This window comes from Serratia sp. D1N4 (genome assembly GCF_054552755.1).
The window spans coordinates 3,988,997-4,013,091 of sequence record NZ_CM137274.1 but is presented as its reverse complement, the minus strand read 5'-3'; the positions used below and the strand labels follow the sequence as shown (position 1 = coordinate 4,013,091).

At 54.4% G+C, this 24,095-nt stretch carries 16 protein-coding genes and 1 pseudogene; 10 read left to right on the top strand and 7 right to left on the bottom strand.

Annotated features, from left to right (window positions below):
- Positions 1-54: 54 nt before the first annotated feature.
- The 7 genes from htpG to ACX1CU_RS17935 all read left to right on the top strand — a co-directional run bounded on the left by htpG (position 55) and on the right by ACX1CU_RS17935 (position 9,140).
- Positions 55-1,920, top strand: coding sequence for a molecular chaperone HtpG (gene htpG, locus ACX1CU_RS17965; protein WP_459402853.1), 1,866 nt, complete (start codon positions 55-57; stop codon positions 1,918-1,920).
- A 190-nt stretch (positions 1,921-2,110) separates the two neighbouring features.
- The gene (adk, locus tag ACX1CU_RS17960; RefSeq protein ID WP_459399607.1) at positions 2,111-2,755 is read left to right on the top strand and encodes an adenylate kinase; all 645 of its coding nucleotides are present in this window, start codon (positions 2,111-2,113) and stop codon (positions 2,753-2,755) included.
- Positions 2,756-2,838: 83 nt separating this feature from the next.
- Positions 2,839-3,972, top strand: a complete 1,134-nt coding sequence (locus ACX1CU_RS17955) for a sugar diacid recognition domain-containing protein (protein WP_459399606.1) — start codon at positions 2,839-2,841, stop codon at positions 3,970-3,972.
- A gap of 118 nt (positions 3,973-4,090) precedes the next feature.
- Positions 4,091-5,356, top strand: coding sequence for a GntP family permease (locus ACX1CU_RS17950; protein ID WP_459399605.1), 1,266 nt, complete (start codon positions 4,091-4,093; stop codon positions 5,354-5,356).
- A gap of 10 nt (positions 5,357-5,366) precedes the next feature.
- Entirely contained in the window at positions 5,367-6,515 is a 1,149-nt protein-coding gene (locus tag ACX1CU_RS17945; RefSeq protein WP_459399604.1) for a glycerate kinase, read from the top strand.
- A gap of 298 nt (positions 6,516-6,813) precedes the next feature.
- Entirely contained in the window at positions 6,814-7,776 is a 963-nt protein-coding gene (gene hemH, locus ACX1CU_RS17940) for a ferrochelatase (protein WP_459399603.1), read from the top strand.
- 59 nt (positions 7,777-7,835) lie between these two features.
- Complete coding sequence (locus tag ACX1CU_RS17935) at positions 7,836-9,140, top strand: inosine/guanosine kinase (RefSeq protein WP_459399602.1); 1,305 nt, start codon at positions 7,836-7,838, stop codon at positions 9,138-9,140.
- A gap of 49 nt (positions 9,141-9,189) precedes the next feature.
- Here ACX1CU_RS17935 and ybaL read toward each other — a convergent pair whose 3' ends face one another.
- Both ybaL and ACX1CU_RS17925 read right to left on the bottom strand, forming a co-directional pair.
- Complete coding sequence (gene ybaL, locus ACX1CU_RS17930) at positions 9,190-10,881, bottom strand: YbaL family putative K(+) efflux transporter (protein WP_459399601.1); 1,692 nt, start codon at positions 10,879-10,881, stop codon at positions 9,190-9,192.
- Positions 10,882-11,110: 229 nt separating this feature from the next.
- Complete coding sequence (locus tag ACX1CU_RS17925; RefSeq protein WP_459399600.1) at positions 11,111-12,331, bottom strand: MFS transporter; 1,221 nt, start codon at positions 12,329-12,331, stop codon at positions 11,111-11,113.
- A 236-nt stretch (positions 12,332-12,567) separates the two neighbouring features.
- On the opposite strand from ACX1CU_RS17925, the gene ushA reads away from it, so the two are divergent.
- Together ushA and ACX1CU_RS17915 are read left to right on the top strand one after the other, a co-directional pair.
- Positions 12,568-14,220, top strand: coding sequence for a bifunctional UDP-sugar hydrolase/5'-nucleotidase UshA (gene ushA / locus ACX1CU_RS17920; protein ID WP_459399599.1), 1,653 nt, complete (start codon positions 12,568-12,570; stop codon positions 14,218-14,220).
- 288 nt (positions 14,221-14,508) lie between these two features.
- Entirely contained in the window at positions 14,509-17,889 is a 3,381-nt protein-coding gene (locus ACX1CU_RS17915; RefSeq protein WP_459399598.1) for a glycoside hydrolase family 3 protein, read from the top strand.
- A gap of 96 nt (positions 17,890-17,985) precedes the next feature.
- Here ACX1CU_RS17915 and ybaK read toward each other — a convergent pair whose 3' ends face one another.
- The 3 genes and pseudogenes from ybaK to copA form a co-directional block, all read right to left on the bottom strand.
- Positions 17,986-18,465 (bottom strand): Cys-tRNA(Pro)/Cys-tRNA(Cys) deacylase YbaK, encoded by a 480-nt coding sequence (gene ybaK / locus ACX1CU_RS17910; protein WP_459399597.1) that lies wholly within the window; start codon positions 18,463-18,465, stop codon positions 17,986-17,988.
- A 227-nt stretch (positions 18,466-18,692) separates the two neighbouring features.
- Positions 18,693-19,496, bottom strand: coding sequence for a TraB/GumN family protein (locus ACX1CU_RS17905; protein WP_459399596.1), 804 nt, complete (start codon positions 19,494-19,496; stop codon positions 18,693-18,695).
- A gap of 125 nt (positions 19,497-19,621) precedes the next feature.
- Positions 19,622-22,123, bottom strand: a pseudogene (gene copA, locus ACX1CU_RS17900) (copper-exporting P-type ATPase CopA); the annotation flags it as partial.
- A gap of 120 nt (positions 22,124-22,243) precedes the next feature.
- Between copA and cueR the strand changes: the two are divergent.
- Complete coding sequence (gene cueR, locus ACX1CU_RS17895) at positions 22,244-22,645, top strand: Cu(I)-responsive transcriptional regulator (RefSeq protein ID WP_459399595.1); 402 nt, start codon at positions 22,244-22,246, stop codon at positions 22,643-22,645.
- On the opposite strand, the gene ACX1CU_RS17890 is transcribed toward cueR, so the two are convergent.
- Together ACX1CU_RS17890 and ACX1CU_RS17885 are read right to left on the bottom strand one after the other, a co-directional pair.
- Positions 22,642-23,103, bottom strand: coding sequence for an NfeD family protein (locus tag ACX1CU_RS17890; protein ID WP_459399594.1), 462 nt, complete (start codon positions 23,101-23,103; stop codon positions 22,642-22,644). The genes cueR and ACX1CU_RS17890 overlap by 4 nt on opposite strands.
- Positions 23,104-23,105: 2 nt before the next feature.
- Positions 23,106-24,011 (bottom strand): SPFH domain-containing protein, encoded by a 906-nt coding sequence (locus ACX1CU_RS17885; RefSeq protein ID WP_459399593.1) that lies wholly within the window; start codon positions 24,009-24,011, stop codon positions 23,106-23,108.
- Positions 24,012-24,095: the final 84 nt, after the last annotated feature.

Genomic DNA, 24,095 nt, shown 5'->3' with positions numbered 1-24,095 from the left:
CTTTACTTTCATTGTCTGATTTGGTCATTACTGTCTTTGAGGTAATCAATGAGTATGAAAGGTCAAGAAACCCGTGGGTTCCAGTCTGAAGTAAAACAGCTACTGCATTTGATGATTCATTCGCTGTACTCCAATAAAGAAATTTTCCTGCGAGAGTTGATCTCCAACGCTTCCGACGCCGCCGACAAGCTGCGTTTCCGCGCACTTTCCACCCCGGATCTGTATGAGGGTGATGGTGAACTGCGCGTGCGTCTCTCCTTCGACAAAGAAAAGCGCACGCTGACCATTGTCGATAACGGCATTGGGATGAACCGCGAAGAAGTGATTGAAAACCTGGGAACTATTGCCAAATCTGGCACCAAAGCGTTCCTGGAGTCGATCGGTTCCGATCAGGCGAAAGACAGCCAGTTGATCGGCCAGTTCGGCGTCGGTTTCTATTCGGCGTTCATCGTGGCCGATAAAGTCACCGTGCGCACCCGCGCGGCTGGTGCGGCGGCCGATGAAGGCGTGTTCTGGGAGTCTGCGGGTGAAGGTGATTACACCATCGCCGACATCAGCAAAGCCGATCGCGGTACCGAAATTACCCTGCACCTGCGCGAAGGCGAAGATGAATATCTCGACGGCTGGCGTCTGCGTTCGGTGATCGGCAAATACTCCGATCACATCGCGCTGCCGGTAGAGATCGAAACCAAGAATGAAGAAGACGATACCGTCACCTGGGAGAAGATCAACAAGGCGCAGGCCCTGTGGACTCGCAGCAAATCAGACGTTACCGACGAAGAGTACAAAGAGTTCTACAAGCACATTTCCCATGATTTCACCGATCCGCTGAGCTGGAGTCACAACCGTGTGGAAGGCAAGCAGGAGTACACCAGCCTGCTGTACATCCCGGCGCAGGCGCCATGGGACATGTGGAACCGCGATCACAAGCACGGCCTGAAGCTGTACGTACAGCGCGTGTTCATCATGGATGACGCCGAGCAGTTCATGCCGAACTACCTGCGTTTCGTGCGTGGCCTGATCGATTCCAACGATCTGCCGCTGAACGTTTCCCGCGAAATTTTGCAGGATAACCGCGTAACTCAAAGCCTGCGCGGCGCGTTAACCAAACGCGTATTGCAGATGCTGGACAAGCTGGCGAAAGACGATGCGGAAGGCTACCAGAAGTTCTGGCAGCAGTTCGGTCTGGTGCTGAAAGAGGGCCCGGCGGAAGATGGCAGCAACAAAGAAGCCATCGCCAAGCTGCTGCGCTTTGCCACTACCCATAACGACAGTTCGACGCAAAGCGTATCGCTGGAAGAGTATGTCGGCCGCATGACCGAAGGCCAGGACAAGATCTACTACATCACCGCCGACAGCTACGCCGCCGCCAAGAGCAGCCCGCACCTGGAGCTGTTCCGCAAGAAAGGCATTGAAGTGCTGCTGCTCTCCGATCGCATCGACGAGTGGATGATGAGCTACCTGACCGAATTCGACGGTAAAGTGTTCCAATCGGTCAGCAAAGCGGATGAAGCGCTGGATAAACTGGCGGATGAAACCGAAGAGCAGAAAGAAGCCGAGAAGCAGCTTGAGCCGTTTATCGAGCGGGTGAAAACGTTGCTGGGTGAGCGGGTGAAAGACGTACGGCTGACGCATCGCCTGACCGATACTCCGGCCATCGTCACCACCGATGCCGATGAAATGAGCACCCAGATGGCGAAACTGTTCGCCGCAGCGGGCCAGGCAGCACCAGAAGTGAAGTATATCTTTGAGCTGAACCCAGAGCATGCGCTGGTCAAACGCGCCTCTGACGTGGGCGATAACGAGCAATTTGCCGAATGGATCGATCTGCTGCTGGATCAGGCCCTGCTGGCAGAGCGCGGTACGCTGGAAGATCCAAACCAGTTTATCCGCCGGATGAACAAGCTGTTGTCTGCGTAATTGATAACACCTACGCCCTTAACCCAGCGGTTAGGGGCGTATTTTTTCTTCTCTTTCTCTCTTGCCTCGTTTCAGCTGCGTTTTTCCACCCGCGATCTCCTCTCGCTACCTTGAGCCAGCACCCTTGTAAATGGTATGGTTGAGTGTTTTCGCAATTTTATAAAAACTACATAGCAAGGGGATTTACGCAATGCGTATCATACTGCTGGGCGCTCCGGGCGCAGGTAAAGGTACTCAGGCTCAATTCATCATGGAGAAATACGGTATTCCGCAGATTTCCACCGGTGATATGTTGCGCGCAGCCGTGAAGGCCGGCTCTGAACTGGGCAAGCAGGCGAAAGAAATTATGGACGCCGGCAAGTTGGTTACCGATGAACTGGTGATTGCGTTGGTTAAAGAGCGCATCACTCAGGAAGACTGCCGTAACGGTTTCCTGCTGGACGGTTTCCCGCGCACCATTCCACAGGCAGACGCGATGAAAGAAGCCGGCATCAAAGTGGATTACGTGCTGGAGTTTGACGTACCGGACGAACTGATCGTTGATCGTATCGTTGGTCGCCGCGTGCATGCGCCATCTGGCCGCGTGTATCACATCAAATTCAATCCGCCGCAGGTGGAAGGCAAGGACGACGCCACTGGCGAAGAACTGACCACCCGTAAAGACGATCAGGAAGAGACCGTGCGTAAGCGTTTGGTGGAATACCATCAGATGACCGCGCCGCTGGTGTCTTACTATCATCAAGAAGCCGATGCGGGCAATACTGCTTACCACAAAATCGATGGCACACGTAAAGTGACCGAAGTGAGCGCTGAACTGGCGAACATTCTGGGCTAATCGGTTTTATTGCTGTTTTAGAACGCCGGGCCTGACGCCCGGCGTTTTTTTTGCATACCCATATTACCGGACAGGAAAAGCGCATGCTCAGGCAGACAAGTTTTCTGGAAGAGGCCACAGCACGGCAGATTGTGCAACGTGCGATGGGCATAATTCATCATTCAGTCAACGTGATGGACAGCAACGGCGTGATTATTGCCTCGGGCGATCCGGCACGACTGTATCAGCGCCACGAAGGCGCGGTGCTGGCGCTAACGGAAAATCGTGTGGTTGAAATAGATACGGCGACGGCAGCTCATCTGAAAGGGGTAAAACCCGGCATCAACCTGCCGTTTAGCTTTCGTCAGCAACTCGTTGGGGTGATTGGCATTTCTGGCGATCCGCAGGAGGTCCGTGCCTATGCCGAACTGGTGAAAATGGCGGCTGAACTGATGGTGGAACAGGCGGCGTTGCTGGGGCAGCATCAGTGGGAGCGGCGTTACCGTGAGGAGCTGGCGCATCAACTGCTGCAACCGCAAACTGAGCCTGGCTCGTTGGAAGCCATGGCCGCTTATCTGGGGCTGGATTTACAGCAGCCACGGCTGGTCTGGATTGTCGAGTTATACGATCAGCAACCGCAGTTGTTACGTGATTTACTGACCGAATTGGAAAGTACCCAGCGTGAGGCGTTGATGATCATGACGCGCTTCAATGAGTTGGTGCTGCTGCGGCCTGCCATGCTGCAGCAAGGGGAATGGAGCCTGAAGCAGGAGCGTCGCCAGGCGCAGCAACTGCTGAATCAGCTACAAGGCCGCTTTCGCGTCAGGCTGATCATCGGCGGTTATTTCGCGGGCCAGGAAGGGTTACAGCGTTCCAACCTGACTGCACGGGCAACTCAGGCGATGGCACGCCGGTTGAAGTTACGCCATAAGACCTTGTTCTATCAGGATTACCCATTGCCTTCGCTGCTGTGTGATATGGGAGAGGACTGGCGCGTACAAGAGCTGTCACGGCCTTGGGCGGTACTGAGTGAAAAAGACGAGAAAGGCGTGCTGCGTAATACGCTCCGCCAATACTTTTACCTGAATTGTGATCAGACGCAGGCTGCGCTTCAGCTGCATATCCATGTGAATACGCTACGTTATCGCCTGCAAAAGGTAGAGGCAATAACGGGTTTAAACATTAATAACTTAGGCGATAATTTGCAGTTGTATATTGGTATGCTGATTAATGACTGAACTGTATTAACCCACAATTTTCCTTCCCTTTTGACCGGTTTTTTTGTTGTTTTCTCTCAGGCTAAAACGCAGTGCTGGCGTTAAGTTGGCTGGCACACCAACCACAGGGAAAATAATAATGACAACGGTATCCACTTTAGGCGCGCTGGTGGCGTTAACTGTCGCCATCGTACTGATTTTACGTAAGGTTCCACCGGCTTATGGCATGATCGCCGGTGCGCTGGCGGGCGGCTTGTGCGGCGGTGCCGATCTGGTACAAACCGTCACGCTGATGATCACCGGTGCACAGGGTATCACCAATGCGGTGATGCGCATTCTGGCCGCCGGTGTGCTGGCTGGCGTCTTGATTGAATCTGGTGCGGCACACACCATTGCGGAAACCATCGTGCGTAAAGTGGGGGAAACCCGCGCTTTACTGGCCTTGGCGGTGGCAACCTTGATTCTTACCGCCGTTGGAGTATTTATCGATGTGGCGGTGATCACCGTGGCACCGATCGCCCTGTCTATCGCGCAAAAAGCCGGGATCTCCCGTGTGGCCATTCTGCTGGCGATGATCGGCGGTGGCAAAGCGGGCAACGTCATGTCACCCAATCCTAACACCATTGCCGCCGCCGAGAATTTCAACGTGCCCCTCACCTCGGTGATGATGGCCGGGATCGTCCCCGGCTTATGCGGTTTGGTGGTGGCTTATCTGCTGGCGAAACGCCTGAGCAATAAGGGCAGCATGGTCAGTGCAGGAGAGTTGACCATTCAGGCTGAAGGGGCGCGCCCTGGTTTTGCCGCTGCGATCAGCGCGCCTTTGATCGCCATTCTGCTGCTGTCGTTGCGCCCGATTGCCGGTATTGCCGTAGATCCGCTGATCGCCTTGCCGGTGGGTGGCCTGATGGGGGCGCTGCTGATGGGGCGCATCCGTGACAGCAACAAGTTCATGATCTCGGGCCTCAGCCGTATGGCTCCGGTGGCGATTATGCTGCTCGGTACCGGGACCCTAGCTGGGATTATTGCGAACTCAGGATTAAAAGACGTCCTGATCAGTGGCCTGACCCACACCGGCATGCCTGCCTGGCTGCTGGCTCCGCTTTCTGGCGCACTGATGTCCATGGCTACCGCGTCTACCACGGCGGGTACTGCCGTCGCTTCCAGCGTGTTCAGCAGCACATTGCTCGAACTGGGCGTCAGCGGGTTAGCCGGGGCGGCAATGATCCATGCGGGCGCAACCGTGCTTGATCACCTGCCGCATGGCAGCTTCTTCCACGCCACCGGCGGGAGCGTCAACATGGCCGTGCATGAACGGCTGAAGCTATTACCTTATGAAACGCTGGTGGGCTTCACCATTGCCACCGTTTCGGCGCTGATGTTCGGCGTATTCAATCTCGCAGGCTAAGGAATCTAAGATGACAATGCTGAAAAAAGTGGTGATAGCACCCGACTCATTTAAAGAAAGCCTGAGTGCGCTGGAAGTGGCGCATGCCATAGAGCGTGGTTTTCGCCAGATATTCCCCGATGTGCAATATGTATTGCTGCCGATGGCAGATGGTGGCGAAGGGACGGTGGACTCCATGGTGGCTGCCACCGGCGGTGAGATCGTTACGGTCAGCGCCACCGGCCCCTTGGGTAGACCGGTAGCGGCCTTTTATGGCCTGCTGGGGGATGGCGAGACAGCGGTGATCGAAATGGCTGCCGCATCTGGGCTGCACTTGGCCGCGAGTAATGAGCGTGACCCTCGCATCACCACCAGTTATGGCACCGGTGAACTGATCCTGGCCGCGCTGGAACGCGGGGTGAAATCGATCATTCTGGGGATCGGTGGTAGCGCAACCAATGATGGCGGCGCGGGTATGATGCAGGCGCTTGGGGCCAAGCTGCTGGACAAAAATCATCAGCCGCTGCAACCCGGTGGCGCAGCGTTGGCGCAGTTGGCACATCTCGATCTCAGCCAACTGGATCCGCGTTTGCAACAGGTCAAGATCACCGTGGCCTGTGACGTAGATAACCCGTTGTGCGGTGAGAAGGGTGCTTCGGCGGTGTTTGGCCCGCAAAAAGGGGCAACGCCAGCCATGGTTCAGGAACTGGATAACGCGCTGCATCACTACGGTACGCTGTTGGAGCAGGCCACCGGGCGCGCGGTACTGAATGCGGCAGGTGCGGGCGCAGCCGGGGGCATGGGCGCGGCATTGATCGGCTTTCTTGCCGCCCAACTGCGGCCGGGGATTGAGATCGTGATCGAAACGCTGCAACTGGAAGAGGCTTTGCGCGATGCCGATCTGGTGATCACCGGCGAAGGGCGGCTCGACAGCCAATCAATTCACGGCAAAACGCCGATCGGCGTAGCGCGGGTGGCAAAGCGCCACCAACTGCCGGTGATCGGCATCGCTGGCAGTTTGGCGGCGGATTATCAGGTGGTGCATCAGCACGGTATCGATGCTGCTTTCTCAGTGCTGGATCGCATTGTGACTCTGGAAGAGGCGTTAGCGGGTGCGGCGCGCAATTTGGAAGTGACCGCGCGCAACGTGGCTGCGGTATGGCAACTGGCGCAGAAGTAGGCCGCAGCGGGAATACCTGTTGCTGATATCGGTTCCGGCTCAGCACTTTTCCGCTACAATAGCTGTCATTACTCTTATATCAGTCAGTTAAGCGCAGAATCGCCTAATTATGCAGCAGGCGCTAAACGTGTCGCCCCTCTCCCTGTGGGAGAGGGCCGGGGTGAGGGGCCCTAATTCGGTGATCTTCCCCCATCCTCTTCCTAAGGTAGAGGGAACGGGTTAGCCTTAACTGACAAGCATTACGCCATTAATCACGTCTAATAACAGCGTATTAGCCAGGCCGGAAAAGGGAACTGTAATGAAGCAAGAAAAACACGGGGTATTGCTGGTGAACTTGGGCACGCCCGATGCCCCAACCCCGCGAGCGGTCAAACGCTATCTGAAAGAGTTCCTCAGCGATGGCCGCGTGGTCGATCTGTCACCGCTGCTCTGGTGGCCGATTCTGAACGGGGTCATTTTGCCGCTGCGCTCGCCGCGCGTGGCTAAGTTGTACCAATCCGTATGGATGGACGAAGGCTCACCGCTGTTGGTTTACAGCCGCCGCCAGCAGCAGGCGTTGGCGGCACGCATGCCAAACACGCCGGTAGAACTGGGGATGAGCTACGGTTCACCGAGCCTGGCGCAGGCGATCGACAATCTGCTGGCACAGGGCGTGACCAATCTGGTGGTGCTGCCGCTCTATCCGCAATACTCTTGCTCGACCAGCGCGGCGGTGTGGGATGGCGTTGCGCGGGTGCTAAAAGGTTATCGCCGTCTGCCATCGATCGGTTTTATCCGCGATTACGCCGAACATCCTGCCTATATTGCTGCATTACAGCAAAGCGTCGAGCGTTCTTTGGCCGAGCACGGCCAGCCGGATCGCCTGATCATGTCATTCCACGGTATTCCAAAGCGTTATGCTCGTTTAGGGGATGATTATCCACAGCGTTGTGAAGATACCTACCGAGCGCTGGCGGCCACGCTGCCGTTAGCGGCTGATCGGGTGATGCTGACCTACCAGTCGCGCTTTGGCCGCGAACCATGGTTAACCCCTTACACCGATGAAACTCTGAAAGGTTTGCCTGCTCAGGGTGTGAAGCACATTCAACTGATTTGCCCCGGTTTTTCGGCAGACTGCCTGGAAACGCTGGAGGAGATCAAAGAGCAGAACCGGGAGATCTTCCTCGAGGCTGGCGGTGAAAAGTTCGAATACATCTCTGCGCTTAATGATGACTCGGCGCATATCGATATGATGCAGCAACTGGTGGCACAGCGGTTTTAATCAATTAGGCAGGAATATGCTAATATTCCTGCCTGTTCACAGCCACTTCTGTCAATCACATGAAATTTCCTGGTAAACGTAAATCCAAACACTATTTCCCGGTTAACGCTCGCGATCCGTTATTGCAGCAGGCGCAGCCAGAAAATGAAATCGGCACCTCTTATATCGTCGGCATCGACCAGACGTTGGTGGATATCGAAGCGAAAGTGGATGATGCGTTTGTTGCACGCTATGGACTGAGTCTTGGCCATTCACTGGTGATTGAAGATGACATTGCCGAAGCTCTGTATCAGGAACTGCAGGACAACAACCTGATCACCCACCAGTTTGCCGGTGGGACGATCGGCAATACCTTGCACAATTATTCGGTGCTGGCGGACGATCGTTCGATCCTGCTGGGCGTGATGTGCAGCAATATCAAGATTGGCAGTTATGCCTACCGTTATCTGTGTAACACCTCCAGCCGTACCGATCTCAACTACCTGCAAGCTGTGGATAATGCGATTGGCCGCTGTTTCACGCTGATCACTGAAAGCGGTGAGCGCACCTTCGCCATCAGCCCGGGGCAGATGAACCAGTTGCGACCGGAGAGTATTCCTGAAGAGGTGATTGCCGGGGCTTCGGCGTTAGTGCTGACCTCTTATCTGGTACGCTGCAAGCCGGGCGAGCCGATGCCTGCCGCCACCATGCAAGCGATTGAATATGCCAAAAAGCACGATGTGCCGGTGGTGCTGACGTTGGGCACCAAATATGTGATTGCCGACAACCCGCAGTGGTGGCGCGATTTTCTCAACGAGCACGTCTCCATTCTGGCGATGAACGAGGACGAAGCGCTGGAGTTGACCGGGCTCAGCGATCCGCTAATGGCGGCGGATATGGCGCTCGATTGGGTGGATCTGGTGCTGTGTACCGCCGGGCCGAGCGGCCTGTATATGGCAGGCTATACCGAAGAGGCCAACAAGCGTGAAACCCAGCATCCGCTGCTGCCGGGGCAGATTGCCGAGTTCAACCGTTATGAATTCAGCCGTGGCATGCGCCGTGCGAGCTGCGAGAACCCGCTGCGCATCTATTCGCATATTGCGCCCTATATGGGCGGCCCGGAAAAAATCATGAATACCAACGGTGCCGGCGATGCGGCGCTGTCTGCCTTGCTGCATGATATTGCGGCTAACGGTTATCACCGCAACAACGTACCGAACTCCAGCAAGCACGTGCGCAGTTATCTGACCTATTCGTCTTTGGCGCAGGTGTGTAAATATGCCAACCGCGTCAGCTATCAGGTGCTCAATCAGCATTCACCGCGCCTGACGCGCGGCTTGCCTGAGCGGGAAGACAGCCTGGAAGAGTCTTACTGGGAAAGGTAACAGGAAATAGCAGGAGCGCCGTTCTGGCGCTCCTGTGAGCTTATCGGTATCAGATCGGGCAAGCGCCCATTTTCTCTTCTTCCGACAGCGTCTCCAGCTTGAGGCTATTCAGCATGCTGTTGGCAATCTCGCGCTCACCCATCACTATCTGATCCGCCCCATGTTCAGAGAGGTACGAGATTTCGTCATCATAGTGAGCACGGACAATGATTTCGATATTTGGCCGTTTGGCGCGAGCAGAGGCCACGATCTCACCGGCTTCGTAACTGTTTGGAATGGTCAACAGCAGCCAACGTGCGCAGTCCAGGCGTGCCAGATCCATCACTTCTGGATTGGCCGCATTACCCAGTACCACTTTGACGCCCTGTTCACGCAAGGCTTCAACCCGCGTGCGTGAGTTTTCAACCACCACCAGTGGAATACCGGCCCTGGCGAGTTTGGCTCCCAGCAGGCTGCCAACGCTGCCAGAACCGACGATCAGCGCATGGTTACACATATCCACCGGGATCTGTTTCTCTTCTTCTACCGCCTCTTCCAGGGTCTGATCTTCTATGGTTTCGGTTTTTGCCAGATAGCGCTCCAGCAAGGTAAACAGCAGCGGATTGAGCATAATCGACAGAATCGCCCCGGCCAGCACCAGATTACGGCTGTGCTGATCCATCAGGCCGAGGGTCATCCCCAACCCGGCAAGAATAAAGGCAAACTCGCCGATCTGCGCCAGACTGGCGGAAATCGTCAGCGCGGTGCGCTTGGAGTGGCCGAACATTTTTACCAGCAGGAATGCCGCCACTGATTTACCGAACACGATAATCGCCAGCGTGGCCAGCACCGCCAAGGGTTCGTGGAGCAGAATCATCGGATCAAACAGCATCCCGACGGAGACAAAGAACAGCACCGCAAAGGCGTCGCGCAGCGGCAGCGTATCGTGAGCCGCCCGGTGACTCAGTTCCGATTCGTTCAATACCATGCCCGCAAAGAAAGCACCCAGTGCAAATGAGACATCAAACAGGCCAACGGCACCGTAAGCAATCCCCAAGGCCAACGCCAGCACCGCCAGCGTAAACAGCTCGCGTGAACCGGTACTGGCGGTTTTAGCCAGGATCCACGGTACCAAACGGCGGCCAACCACGATCATCAGTGCGATAAATGCAATCACTTTACCGATGGTGATGGCCAGTTCAGTCAGCAACTGTGTGGAGCTGGTATTCTCGCTGCTGATCATGTTGGCGAAGGCGGGCAGCAGAACCAGTGCCAACACCATGGCTAAATCTTCGACGATCAACCAGCCGATAGCGATTTGCCCGCGTTGGCTGTCAATCAGTTGCCGCTCTTCCAGCGCCCGCAGCAGCACCACGGTACTGGCGGTAGACAAACACAGACCGAATACCAGGCCGGAAACCAGATCCCAACCCATCAGTTTCGACAGGCCCATGCCCAACAAGGTGGCGACGGTAATTTGTGCGATGGCACCGGGTATGGCGATCGATTTTACGGCGAGAAGATCTTTAAGAGAGAAGTGGAGGCCAACACCGAACATCAGAAGGATCACGCCGATTTCTGCCAGTTCAGGTGCCAGAGAGGTATCGGCAACAAAACCTGGGGTAAACGGGCCAGCGAGCACGCCTGCGGCCAGATACCCTACCAGAGGAGAGATGCGCAGGCGGTTTGCCAGCATACCAAAGAGGAAAGCGAGTACTAATCCTCCGACAATCGTGGTGATCAAGGGTGTTGAGTTGTGCATCCAGACTCCTTCTAGTAGTAAATTGCATTCATTTTGCGCAAAGAGCCATTGAGTTTATTGCATTTGCCTTATTCGTGTTTAGCTAATTTTATCATTTATGTAAAAAAAGCAGAGAATTTCACTATTTTCATACCAAATAGGTAATTTAAGGTCTAATAATGCAAATAATGTGGGCTTAAAGAGAGAATAACCCGAATGAGTAAACCTTATCATCCGGGTTATAAGGGGGTTAATGCCGCTTGTGATCTACATTTGGCAGTAATGCGGTAATAATCCCGATTAACGGCAAGAAAGCACAGATTTGATAGACCAGTTCGATGCTGGTCAAATCAGCAACATAACCAAGAACGGCCGCACCTAAACCGCCCATACCGAAAGCAAAACCGAAGAATAGCCCGGAAACCATGCCCACTTTCCCTGGAATAAGATCCTGCGCATACACCAGAATGGCGGAAAATGCCGAGGCCAGAATAAGCCCGATAATCACCGTCAAAACGCCGGTCCAGTAGAGAGATGCATGGGGTAAAACCAGGGTAAAGGGCGCGACACCCAGGATAGAACCCCAAATAACATACTTACGCCCGAATTTATCCCCCAAAGGCCCGCCGATCAGGGTTCCGGCGGCTACGGCAAACAGAAAGGCAAACAGATGAAGTTGTGCATTCTGTATCGAAACGCCGAACTTATGCATCAGATAAAAGGTGTAATAGCTGCTGATGCTGGTGAGATAGAAGTATTTGGAGAAAATCAGGATCAGCAGAATGCCGAGCGAGAACACCACGGTACGTTTTGGCAGCGGTAACCCTTGTGCAGGCGGTTTGGGCCTGCTCTGAGCGGCCCGATGTTGCTGTTGATACCATTTGCTGACCTGCAACAGCACCACAATAGCCAGCAGCGCCGCGAGCGAGAACCAGGCCACATTGCCTTTGCCATAGGGCGCGATAACCAGAGCTGCCAGCAATGGGCCGAGCGAACTGCCGAAGTTACCCCCCACCTGGAACAGCGATTGCGCCAGGCCATGCCGCCCGCCGGAGGCCATACGCGCCACTCTGGAGGATTCCGGGTGGAAAACCGAGGAACCGGTACCCACCAGCGCCGCGGCCAGCAGCACTAATGGGAAGGTGTTGGCAACCGAAAGCAGCAATAAGCCGGAAAGGGTAAAACCCATGCCGATGGGCAGCGAATAAGGCTGCGGGTGCTTGTCGGTGTAGTAGCCAATCAGCGGTTGCAGCAGCGATGCCGTGAGCTGATAGGTGAGGGTGATCATGCCGATTTGCACAAAGCTGAGATTGAAATCAGCGCGCAGGATCGGGTAAATCGCCAGGATCAGCGATTGAATCATGTCGTTAAGCAGGTGAGAAACGCTGATAGCACCGAGAATCGAAAAAACGGTGCCTTTCACCGCATTGCCTCTGGCTGATGGCAGGTCGGCTTCGCTACGGTCAGTCATATTATTATTAGCCTGGTAAGTGGATGCAAAGTCGTCATCTTATACCCTTTATCTTGCACGTGAAATATTGTTGCTTAGATGTTATTCCGCCGTGGTGATATCCCGAAGCTGAGCAGCTTTCAGCCTATCCGGCATAATCCAGCCTATGTCACAAAAATTTGAAATTGCTTGCTGCTAATTCGCGTTACACTTCAGCACACATCAACAATATCGGTTATCAGCAATGGAGATCCGCCATGCGTTTTTCGCTAAAAACCACCGCATGTGCGTTGGCCGTGTCCCTGACTTTGCTTTCAGGAACGGCCAGTGCCTGGGAAAAGGATAAAACCTACGACATCACCATCCTGCACACCAACGATCATCATGGCCATTTCTGGCAAAACGATCACGGTGAGTACGGCTTAGGCGCGCAGAAAACGCTGGTGGACAGCATCCGCCAGGAAGTGGCAGCCAAAGGGGGCAGCGTGCTGCTGTTGTCCGGTGGTGATATCAATACCGGCGTGCCGGAATCTGATTTGCAGGACGCAGAACCTGATTTTCGCGGTATGACGCTGATTGGCTACGACGCGATGGCGATCGGCAACCACGAGTTTGACAACCCGCTCAGCGTGTTACGCCAGCAGGAAAAGTGGGCCGCTTTCCCGCTGCTCTCGGCCAATATCTATCAGAAAAGCACCCAACAGCGTTTATTCAAGCCGTACGCATTGTTCGACAAGCAAGGGATCAAGATTGCAGTGATCGGCCTGACCACCGACGACACCGCCAAGATTGGTAACCCGGAGTATTTCACCGACATCGAATTCCGCGTTCCGGCGCAGGAAGCCAAACAGGTGGTTGAACAGTTACGTAAGGAAGAAAAGCCTGACGTGATTATCGCTGCCACCCATATGGGCCATTACGATGACGGCAATCATGGTTCTAACGCGCCGGGCGATGTGGAAATGGCGCGCAGCCTGCCTGCGGGCTATCTCGATATGATTGTCGGGGGGCATTCGCAGGATCCGGTCTGTATGGCCAGTGAGAACCACAAACAGGTAGATTATGTGCCAGGAACGCCATGCGCGCCGGATCGCCAGAACGGTACCTGGATCGTGCAGGCGCATGAATGGGGCAAGTACGTTGGCCGTGCTGATTTCCAGTTCCGCAACGGTGAATTGAAGCTGGTGCATTATCAACTGATCCCGGTCAACCTGAAGAAGAAAGTCGAGAAGGCCGATGGCAGCAGCGAACGTGTCTATTACACCCAGGCGATTGCCGAAGATCCGGGCATGATGAAGCTGTTGACACCGTTCCAGGAAAAAGGCCAAGCGCAGTTGGGTGTGAAGATCGGCAGCGTTAACGGCAAACTGGAAGGCGATCGCAGCAAAGTACGCTTTGTGCAGACCAACCTGGCCCGCATGCTGCTGGCGGCGCAGATCGAAAGGGCTAACGCCGATTTCGCCGTGATGAGCGGTGGCGGCGTGCGTGATTCTATTGAGGCGGGTGATATCACCTATAAAAACGTGCTCAAGGTACAGCCGTTTGGTAATACGCTGGTGTATGCCGATATGAAGGGCAGCGAAGTGCAGCAATATCTGGCGGTGGTGGCGAATATGAAGGTAGATTCAGGGGCCTATGCCCAGTTCGCCAACGTCAGCCTGGTGGCCGACGGTAAAGGCGTCAGCAACGTGAAAATCAACGGCGAACCGTTGCAGGCGGATAAAACCTATCGCCTGGCAACGCTGAATTTCAACGCGTTGGGCGGCGATGGCTATCCGAAGCTCTCTACTCTGCCGAGCTACGTGAATACCGGTTTTATCGATGCAGAAGTGCTGAAACAATATATCGAAAAGCATTCACCGCTGGATGCGGCGGCTTTTGAACCAAAAGGTGAGATCGTTTACCAGTAAATAGGTTGTCAGGTTGAATAAGCGCGGTCTGGTAACAGGCTGCGCTTATTCGACAATGAGCCGGTTTACCAGCGATTAAAAGTGAAATTGAACGGTTTTCTGGCTCCCATCCCATTCCCAATCTACCCAGTCATGTATTTATTTCGAAGTGTGAAATATATCTAAGTATTCTTCACTTCCCTCTGTTAAATATTGCTTATGTTTTAGAAGGCTTACTGTCTTCTAAGGTGTTTACTTTGTTACTTAGAGAGGGATTTTGTGATAAAGACGAAGAGTGTAATCATTAGCGTGCTTGTTTCTTTAGCCTTGGCTGGTTGCGATAGTGCTGACAAAAGCATTACGGATAGCAGCAATAATGGCGGGAGCAATAGCACTAATAATAACGGTAACAACAATGGTGGTAACAGTAATGGCGGTGATATTAAACCGCCTAGTACCAGCCTGCCTTACTTTGCAGATTGGGAAAACGTTAACAGCGTAATCAAAAAAGATCCGGCTATGGAGGCGGAAATTCAGCGCATCCTTGCGATGATGACGCTGGAAGAAAAAGTGGGGCAGATGGTACAACCGGATTTACGCGATGTTACTCCAGAAGAGGCAGAACAATATAAGTTAGGTTCTATCTTGAACGGCGGCGGCGCGGCGCCAGGTAATAACAAGTACGCAACCGCTGAAGAGTGGGCGAAAGAAGCGGACAAATATTGGTTAGCACTGGAACGTGTTTATGAAGGTCGCGGATTCAGGATCCCCTTTATGTGGGCTACGGACGCGGTACACGGCCATAACAATGTGTTTATGGCGACGGTTTTCCCGCACAACATCGGCCTGGGGGCCGCGCGTAACCCCGATCTGATCGAAAAAATCGGCGCAGTGACCGCGCGCGAGATTGTCGCAACCGGCTTGGACTGGACGTTTGCCCCGACGGTTGCCACACCGCGTGATTACCGCTGGGGCCGGGTATACGAAGGTTATTCTGAAGATCCCGAGATCGTTTATGAGTACGCGAAACGCATGGTGCAAGGCATTCAGGGCGGTGAAGAAGGCCTGAAAGGCGAACTGAACGTGATTTCGAACGTTAAGCATTGGGTGGGTGACGGCGGGACCCTGCAAGGTGTTGATCACGGCCAAAACCGCTATACCGAAGAGTATCTGCGTAATATCCATGCCATGGGCTATATCGGCGGCCTAAGCGCTGGCGCACAGGTGGTGATGAGTTCATTTAACTCCTGGTGGAACCCGGCCAACGTCGATCCGATGGTCGATAACCCCTATTACTCTGCGGTAGACACGGACTCTGGCTACATGCAAAACCAGAAAATCCATGGCTCAAAGTATCTCATCATCGATGTGCTGAAAGGCAAAATGGGTTTTGACGGTTTAGTGGTGACCGACTGGAATGGCCAAGGTGAGATCAACGGTTGTTCTGCGGCTAATTGCCCGCAAGCCGTTATCGCAGGTAATGACGTTTTCATGGTGACATCGCGCAATGATTGGCATGCGTTCTACCAGAACGTGATCGATCAGGTTAATTCCGGCATTATCCCGATGGAGCGTATTGATGATGCGGTAACCCGTATTCTACGCGTCAAGATGCGTGCAAACCTGTGGGAAAAACCGATGCCCAGCCAACGTGCTTTAGCGGGTAAACAGGAGATATTGAGTGCCCCTGAACACGTTGCCGTCGCGCGCCAAGCGGTATCCGAATCAATGGTGCTGTTGAAAAACCAAGCGCAAACGCTGCCACTGAAGAAAAATGCTAAATATCTGGTGGTGGGCTCTGCTGCCAACGATATCACCAAGCAAACAGGGGGCTGGTCGCTATCATGGCAGGGGGATGGTAACACCATCGAAAAAGACTTCCCGAACGCTCAGACCCTGTTAATGGCAATGAAAAGCGTAGTAGGCGCAGAAAATGTCATTACCGATATTTCTGCTACCACGCCTGAAGAAGCGGTGGCGGTGGTTGTCATCGGTGAAGATCCCTACGCTGAAATGTTCGGTGATATCTCAAAATCACAGACGCTTGAGTTCGCTTCGTTAAAAGCGAAATATCGGCAAGATTCAGAACTGATTAAATCGCTCAAAGAGCAGGGCTATAAAGTGGTCACGGTGTTCTATTCCGGCCGCCCTCTGTATGTGAACGAAGAGATCAATAACTCTAACGCGTTTGTCGCTGCCTGGTTGCCCGGTACGGAAGGCCTGGGTATTACGGATGTGCTGTTCGGTGATAAGGACTTTAAAGGCAAATTGTCCTACACATGGGGAGCAACCAAGTGTTCAACCACCATTAACCGTGCTGCGCCCAATATTGCAAACTATATCACCCCCGTTGATGGGATTACTGGCGAAGTGATCGAGCAGGAACTTGACGGTGAGTATAAGCAGCTTTTCCCCTACGGCTATGGTTTGAACTACGCGGGTAAAACCGACGTTGCCGCCACTGAAAGCGATCTGAACAATCTTCCTCTGGATCCCCGTGATTATGGTTGCGGTATCTCTGCACCTGATACCGGTGTTGCTGACTCCCCTCTGGAGATCTACGGTAAGAGTGCTAAAGGCGAGTTTGTGGCGTTAATGTCCGGGGATATTAACGGTTGGTCCAAGCGTGAAATAACCAAAGGTGAAACGACCATTGGTACGGTAACTACTAAAGGTATTGACTATCAAGGGATGCAGCAGTCAGCCTTGAACGTCAACTTCAGCGGGGAAACCGAAGGTTTTGCCGGTAAATCGGCGGCGCAAATCTATATGCAGACCGTTGACGAGAAAGGCGTTGATTACAATCGCTATGTGAATGCTAATGCGACTATCGAGTTCGACATTCGCGTCAACTCGGGTAATCCGGCCCTGGTTAACTTGTCTACGCACTGTGAATATCCTTGCCGTGGTGAAGTGAACATTGCCAACGTTCTACCTAAACCCTCAAGCGATTGGTCGACAATTAAAATCCCCGTTCAGTGCATGGTAGAAACGGGTATGTCATACCAAATGATGAATACCCCTTTCCTGATCTACACGGCTGAAGCGATAAACTTTGATATCGGTGCAATCCGTTATGTGCCGCAGCCAGAGGGTTTACCTAAAGACGCCATTCCCTGTACGACTTTCCATGAAAGTGAATTACCGCCGTTAGCAGGGGCAAGCTACGATATTCTGGCTGATTTCGGCGCGATAACGGTCACCAGCGATCAGTACAATACGGATGACTGGCAACCCTTACCGGAAGGCGTTACGCATATGGTCGCCACAGCAACCGGGCCCGTTGTCAGCGTGGCTTACAATGCGAAAAGCCCGGAGTCGTACAAAGGCCTATTGCACTTTAATTTTGAACCCCAGAACCTCAAGCAGTTTGCCAGCGGTAATCTACAGTTTGATCTCTTCGTCAAGTCGTTAGGCGCGCAAAAGCAAGACTCTGAACAAACGGGTTTAGTGATTAAAGTCGGTGGCAATAAAGGTGACACGGGGGATATGTTTGTCGAATCACTGGCAGGATCAAAGCTGGTTATCGGCGAATGGCAAACCATTGTTGTTCCGATGAGTAGCGTGATTGCTAAAGTCAGTAATACTTACTTTGATCAGAGTCTTAAGAGCTTCACGATTTTCCCTGCGTGGGGGAATACGCAAGCGGGCTTTGAGTACGAGATTAAAAACATCAAGTTTATCAAGTAACCCTAAGCTGTGAACTGCGGTGGCTGCGATGCGGCCACCGTTTTCTATTCTCAATCCCCGTTGTTCAGCACTCATCACCGAGTCAGCATCCGCCATTCAATCCCGCTTGGCGATATCCGCAAAGCTGCCGGTCAGTAAACGGCATAAATCGCTAGCGGCCAGTTCAATATCCAGCCCGCGCTTGCCGCCGGAAACGAAAATCGTAGTGAACTGCTGTGCCTGGCTGTCGATCACCGTCGGCAGCCGCTTTTTTTGCCCGAGCGGGCTGATGCCACCCACCAGATAGCCGGTTACCCGCTGTGCCTGCACCGGGTCGGCCATCTCGGCTTTTTTGGCCCCCAGCGCTTTGGCGACCTTTTTCAAATCCAACTGGGTGGCGACCGGCGTGACCGCCACCGCCAGATTTTTGCTATCGCCATTAAGCGCAACCAACAGGGTTTTGTAGACCTGTTCGGCATTCAACCCCAGCTTTTGCACCACTTCGTCGCCAAAGTTGGTTTCTTCGCTATCGTGGTGATAAGGATGAAGAGTAAAGGACACTTTTTGTTTTTCAAGCAGTACCACTGCGGGCGTCATAAGGTATTTTCCTCAGCGATGGAAAGGAAAGGTTGCAGTTTGGGGCCATAAAATGACAAAAGCATAACCGGCTAAGCAACCTGTGCCGAGCGTAGGTAAAGGCGGTTGCCAACAGGTTCACCGGGTTGCTACTCTGCTGATTGTAACCGCTAACAGGGTTATGATGCGTATAACTAAAATATGAAAAATTCCTCTTTGACTGGCCAATAGCGATATTGGCCACTTTTTTAGCCAGATTGCAGCATAGCGGGCAGATTATCTTCGCCATACAGGTGCAGAGCACCGACGGCCACCACATAGTTACCCGGCGGTAACGCTGCCAATTTTTGCTGCCAATTGCGGTTGCGACGGTGCATCAGCACGTCATACAGCTCGGCACTAAAGGTGGAGGGCAAGGTTTCCAGCGTGGTGTTCGGCTTGGCATCGAGCCACCAGCTCACCATGGTTTGCAGCAGCCGCGCATTGGTATGCCAATGTTCCAGCGTATCGTGCAGCAGTGTCATTCCCCCTTCCGGCAGTTGTTCCAGCAGGCTTAATTGCTCCTCAGCCCCTTCCAGCTCAATAACCGGTTTGTGCTGCGCTTTGGCGGCCTGCAACAACTGATAGTCGATACCGTATTCGGCACGCAACCCCAACTGTTGCGCCTGTCGCGCTTGCATCATCAGGGCAACCTGCCACCCAGGCAGGGTAGAGAAGGTTGCCACATCGGTTCCCAGTTCTTGGCACAGTGTCTGTAACTGGCAAAACTCCTCGGCGGAGAGGCGTTGCTCCAATGCGTTTTGTTCGTTGATTTGACCAAAGGGTGAGGAAGAGCCGGTAATATCGGCTTCAACGATCAGTACGTCGGCCTGCTGCAAACGAGCAATCAGCCGCGCGGGCAACGGAGACATATTAACCGTACCCATATGAATGCTGCCCACTAGATGGAACTGACGATTGCCCGGCAGAGTGATGTCCAGTGCCGGATAGGCATGAGTCACCGGGGATGTGATGCCGAGGAAAGCGGCGATGCGGCGTAACAGTTGACCCATACAGCGTGGCTCCGGATTAGCGTTTGCCCCATGCTAAACGCTATCTGCCATATAAGAAAGTCTGAACAGTGAAGGAATAGTCCCAAAGCGAAGCGGAGCGCGTGAGGTTGCGCTCCGCTTCCAGGCTACTGTTTAGGGGTAAAGCGCAGCAGCCGGTTGGCGTTAGTGACTACGGTAATGGACGAAAGCGCCATGGCTGCGCTGGCCACCATCGGGCTGAGCAGGGTACCGGTCAGCGGATACAGCACACCGGCAGCGATTGGGATACCGAGCGTATTGTAAATAAATGCCCCGAGCAGGTTCTGCTTCATATTACGCATGGTGGCCTTTGACAGCGCCAGCGCATCGGCAACCCCATTCAGACTGTGGCGCATCAGAGTAATGGTAGCGGTTTCAATCGCGATATCGCTGCCGCCGCCCATGGCGATCCCTACGTCTGCCTGTGCCAGCGCCGGGGCGTCGTTGATACCGTCGCCCACCATCGCCACGCGGTGGCCCTGCGCCTGCAACTGTTTAATGGCTTCTGCCTTGCCATCCGGTAAGACGCCAGCGATCACCCGGTCGATACCTGCCTCTTTGGCAATTGCATTGGCGGTGATCGGGTTGTCGCCAGTCAGCATCACTAGTTGATAACCCTGCTGATGCAGGCGTTGCAGTGCCTTCACGCTATCGCTGCGCAGAGGATCGCGGATGGCGATCAACGCCGCCGGTTTACCGTTGGCGGCCAGCAACACCGGGGTGATGCCACGTTCGGCCTGTTGCTGCATCTGAGCATCCAGTTCGCTGGTGGTAGCGATCTGGTTTTTCTGCAACAGTTTAGCGTTACCCAGCAACAATGATACGCCTTCAACGTCGCCGCTGACGCCGGAGCCGCGCAGCGTGCGGAACTGCTCCACCTGCGGCAGGGTTTGTTCGCCAGCATGTTCAACGATGGCGCGTGCCAGCGGGTGGTTGGCCCCTTGTTCCAGCGCGGCCGCCCAGCGTAATGCCTGCTGTTCGGTGACTTGGTTAAAGGTGATGATTTCCACCACCCGTGGTTGACCTTCCGTTAGCGTGCCGGTTTTATCGAAAACCAGGGTATCCAGCGCGCTGGCCTGTTGCAGCGCATCGGCGTCGCGGATCAGCACGCCAAACTCTGCCGCACGGCCAACGCCGGAGATGATCGACATTGGCGTTGCCAGCCCTAATGCACAAGGGCAGGCGATGATCAGCACCGTGGTGGCGATCACCAGCGTGTAGACCAGTTGCGGTTGTGGGCCAAAGAAGTACCAGACAGCGCCGCTGAACAGGGCGATGGCGACGACCGTAGGGACGAACACCGCCGAGACCCGGTCTGCCAGTTTGCCGATCTCCGGCTTGCTGCTCTGTGCCTGACGCACCAGTTTGATAATGCGTGCCAGCGTGGTTTGGCTGCCGATGGCCGCGGCGCGGAACAGTACGCTGCCGTCATCAACCACCGTACCGGCATGCACTTTATCGCCGATCCCTTTCTGCTGCGGCACGGCTTCACCGGTCAGCATGGCTTCGTCGATCCACACTTCACCCTGTACTATTTCGCCATCCACCGGAATGCGATCGCCGGTGGTCAGGCGCAGGGTCATCCCCAATTGCACTTCGGCCAGCGGGATATTCCGTTCACCGCTTTCCGTCACCAGCCTGGCAGTTGGCGGGGTCAGATCGAGCAGCCGTTCCAGCGCCTGCGACGAACGCTGCCGCGCACGCTGTTCAATGGCATGGCCAAGGTTAATCAAACCGATGATGATCGCACTGGCTTCGTAATATAGATGCCGTGCTTCCATCGGGAAGAAATCGGGCCAGATATTGACGCTGATGGAATACAACCAGGCAGCACCGGTGCCCAACGCCACCAGCGTATCCATGGTCGCACTGCCGTTCAGCAGGGCGCGCCAGGCGTTGCGGTAAAAGTGTCCACCGGCAAACACCATCACCGCCAGGGTGATCATGCCAACCAGCAGCCACAGCCGCTGGTTTTCTGGCGTCAACGACATGCTGCCACCAAACAAATCCCACAGCATCAGTGGGATCCCCAGTGCTAACCCCAACGCCGCCTGCCAGCGGAAACGCTTCATATTGGCTTGGGCGGTTTGCTGCTGGCGTGCGCGGCGTTCGGTTTCGTCCTGGATCATCTCCGCGCCATAACCGGCTTTTTCTACCGCCGCGACCAGAGCCTGAGGTGCCGCACTGCCGGTGATCAGCGCACTGCGTTCTGCCAGATTGACCCGCGCCTGCTCGACACCGGGGACGCTTTGCAGCGCATTCTGGACCTTGCTGACGCAGCTGGCGCAGCTCATGCCGCTGAGCAAAAGCTGTATGCTGTCATCGTCTGTTGCCGGAAGGGAGGAACGTGCCGCTGCCTGAGTTTCCGGCAGAGTAGGATCAGATACAGTCAGCGGCTCAGTTTTTGGGTGGCTGGAGCCCTCCGCCAAGCTGGCATGAAAGCCTGCATCTTCTATGGCAGCGATCAACTGCTCTGCGTTGGCATAGCCATACACGTTTGCCGCCTCAAGCGTCACTTCGGCGCTGGTCACCCCCGGCACCGCTTCCAGCGCCTTGCGGGCGCTGCCAACGCAATGCATGCAGGAAAGCCCTTGCAGCGTTAAGACCGTAGTTTGGGACATAATATATCTCCTCGTAGAACGTGCTGTTGCTTAAGGCTTGACCGCCTTGATGATTATCATTAAGAATGAGGTTAAACCTTCCAGCAAGGGTAAGGTCAAGGGGCTTCAATGAATATCAGTGATGTTGCCAAAAAAACCGGTTTAACCAGCAAAGCGATCCGTTTTTACGAAGAGAAAGGCTTGGTCACCGCGCCGATCCGTACGGAAAACGGCTACCGCAGTTACGATGCAAAGCATATTGAGGAGTTGACGCTGCTGCGTCAGGCGCGGCAGGTGGGCTTTAACCTTGATGAGTGCCGTGAACTGGTGACGCTATTTAACGATCCGGCGCGCCACAGTGCCGATGTTAAAGCGCGTACTCTGCAGAAAGTGGCCGAGATCGAAAAGCACATCAGTGAATTGGGCGAAATGCGCCAACGGCTGTTAGCGCTGGCGGAACAGTGCCCGGGGGATGAAGGTGCAGACTGCCCGATCATTAACAATCTGGCAGGCTGCTGCCACAAGCATTAGCGGTTAACGGCGCGGATCACCAGCGTGACGCCTTCAACGGCGACGACCTCAACTTCGGTACCGACCGGCAGATCTTCGTTGGCCTGCGCGCGCCAACTGCCATCGCCGATGTTGATGCGGCCCATGCCGTTGTGCATCGGCTCGGTTAACGTGGATCGGATGCCAATCAGCTGGCGGTTACGCTGGTTCAGCACCTGCGAACCGCTGGTGGCCGCCGCAGGCCGCTGGTGCAGCCAGTACCACCACAGATAGGCCACGACGATGGTCATAACGGCAAAAATGGCACCCTGCCACTCCCAGTCGAGCTGTGGTGAAAACCAGACGACAATCCCGACCAGCACTGCCGACAGGCCGCTCCACAGCAGATAACCGCTGGCACCGAGCATTTCGGCTGCCAGCAGCAACCCACCGAGAGAGATCCAGAACCATTGCGGGTTTGCTGCGATCTGCTCAACCATGATTACTTGCCTTTACTGTCTTTCAGCAGTTCGGTGATGCCACCGATGGAACCCAACAGACTGCTGGCATCCAGCGGCATCATGATGACTTTGCTGTTATTGGCGGAACCGATTTTTTGCAGCGCATCGGTATACTTTTGCGCCACGAAGTAGTTGATTGCTTGGATATTGCCGCTGGCAATAGCGTCAGAAACCAACTGCGTCGCTTTTGCTTCCGCTTCGGCGGCACGTTCACGGGCTTCGGCCTGTAAGAACGCGGACTGACGTTCCCCTTCGGCTTTCAGGATCTGCGACTGTTTATCCCCTTCGGCACGCAGGATCGCCGCCTGGCGCACCCCTTCGGCTTCCAGAATATCGGCACGTTTGGTACGTTCGGCCTTCATCTGCGCGTTCATTGCCACAATCAGTTCGGCCGGTGGGCGCACGTCACGGATTTCGATACGGGTGATTTTCACGCCCCAAGGATTGGTGGCTTCATCGACGATATGCAGCAAACGGCTGTTGATGCTGTCGCGCTGTGACAACATTTCGTCCAGTTCCATGGAACCGAGCACGGTACGGAAGTTGGTCATGGTGAGGTTAACGATCGCCTGCTCCAGGTTGCTGACCTCATAGGCGGCACGCGCCGGGTCGACCACCTGAATAAAGCACACGGCATCAATCGCCACGTTGGCGTTATCGCGCGAGATAATCTCTTGGGAAGGGATATCCAGCACCTGCTCCATCATATTGATTTTGCGGCCGATACGATCCATAAACGGCACAACGACGTTTAACCCTGGCATCAAGGTTTTGGTGTAACGGCCAAAACGTTCTACCGTCCATTGGAAGCCTTGCGGCACAATTTTTATGCTGGCGAAGACGATAATCAACGCAACAACGATCACAATCGGAATAACGGTAAACATGGCATAACCTCCTGACAGACGTATTAATAGATATTACGTCAACGGTGGGATAATCGCTGCATAAATATACCTTTATTACTGGCG

What these genes read in the sequence shown, in the direction of transcription:
- htpG (WP_459402853.1), top strand. Translation starts at nt 55, where the DNA reads ATGAAAGGTCAAGAAACCCGTGGGTTCCAGTCTGAAGTAAAACAGCTA.
- adk (WP_459399607.1), top strand. Translation starts at nt 2,111, where the DNA reads ATGCGTATCATACTGCTGGGCGCTCCGGGCGCAGGTAAAGGTACTCAG.
- ACX1CU_RS17955 (WP_459399606.1), top strand. Translation starts at nt 2,839, where the DNA reads ATGCTCAGGCAGACAAGTTTTCTGGAAGAGGCCACAGCACGGCAGATT.
- ACX1CU_RS17950 (WP_459399605.1), top strand. Translation starts at nt 4,091, where the DNA reads ATGACAACGGTATCCACTTTAGGCGCGCTGGTGGCGTTAACTGTCGCC.
- ACX1CU_RS17945 (WP_459399604.1), top strand. Translation starts at nt 5,367, where the DNA reads ATGACAATGCTGAAAAAAGTGGTGATAGCACCCGACTCATTTAAAGAA.
- hemH (WP_459399603.1), top strand. Translation starts at nt 6,814, where the DNA reads ATGAAGCAAGAAAAACACGGGGTATTGCTGGTGAACTTGGGCACGCCC.
- ACX1CU_RS17935 (WP_459399602.1), top strand. Translation starts at nt 7,836, where the DNA reads ATGAAATTTCCTGGTAAACGTAAATCCAAACACTATTTCCCGGTTAAC.
- ybaL (WP_459399601.1), bottom strand. Translation starts at nt 10,881, where the DNA reads ATGCACAACTCAACACCCTTGATCACCACGATTGTCGGAGGATTAGTA.
- ACX1CU_RS17925 (WP_459399600.1), bottom strand. Translation starts at nt 12,331, where the DNA reads ATGACTGACCGTAGCGAAGCCGACCTGCCATCAGCCAGAGGCAATGCG.
- ushA (WP_459399599.1), top strand. Translation starts at nt 12,568, where the DNA reads ATGCGTTTTTCGCTAAAAACCACCGCATGTGCGTTGGCCGTGTCCCTG.
- ybaK (WP_459399597.1), bottom strand. Translation starts at nt 18,465, where the DNA reads ATGACGCCCGCAGTGGTACTGCTTGAAAAACAAAAAGTGTCCTTTACT.
- ACX1CU_RS17905 (WP_459399596.1), bottom strand. Translation starts at nt 19,496, where the DNA reads ATGGGTCAACTGTTACGCCGCATCGCCGCTTTCCTCGGCATCACATCC.
- cueR (WP_459399595.1), top strand. Translation starts at nt 22,244, where the DNA reads ATGAATATCAGTGATGTTGCCAAAAAAACCGGTTTAACCAGCAAAGCG.
- ACX1CU_RS17890 (WP_459399594.1), bottom strand. Translation starts at nt 23,103, where the DNA reads ATGGTTGAGCAGATCGCAGCAAACCCGCAATGGTTCTGGATCTCTCTC.
- ACX1CU_RS17885 (WP_459399593.1), bottom strand. Translation starts at nt 24,011, where the DNA reads ATGTTTACCGTTATTCCGATTGTGATCGTTGTTGCGTTGATTATCGTC.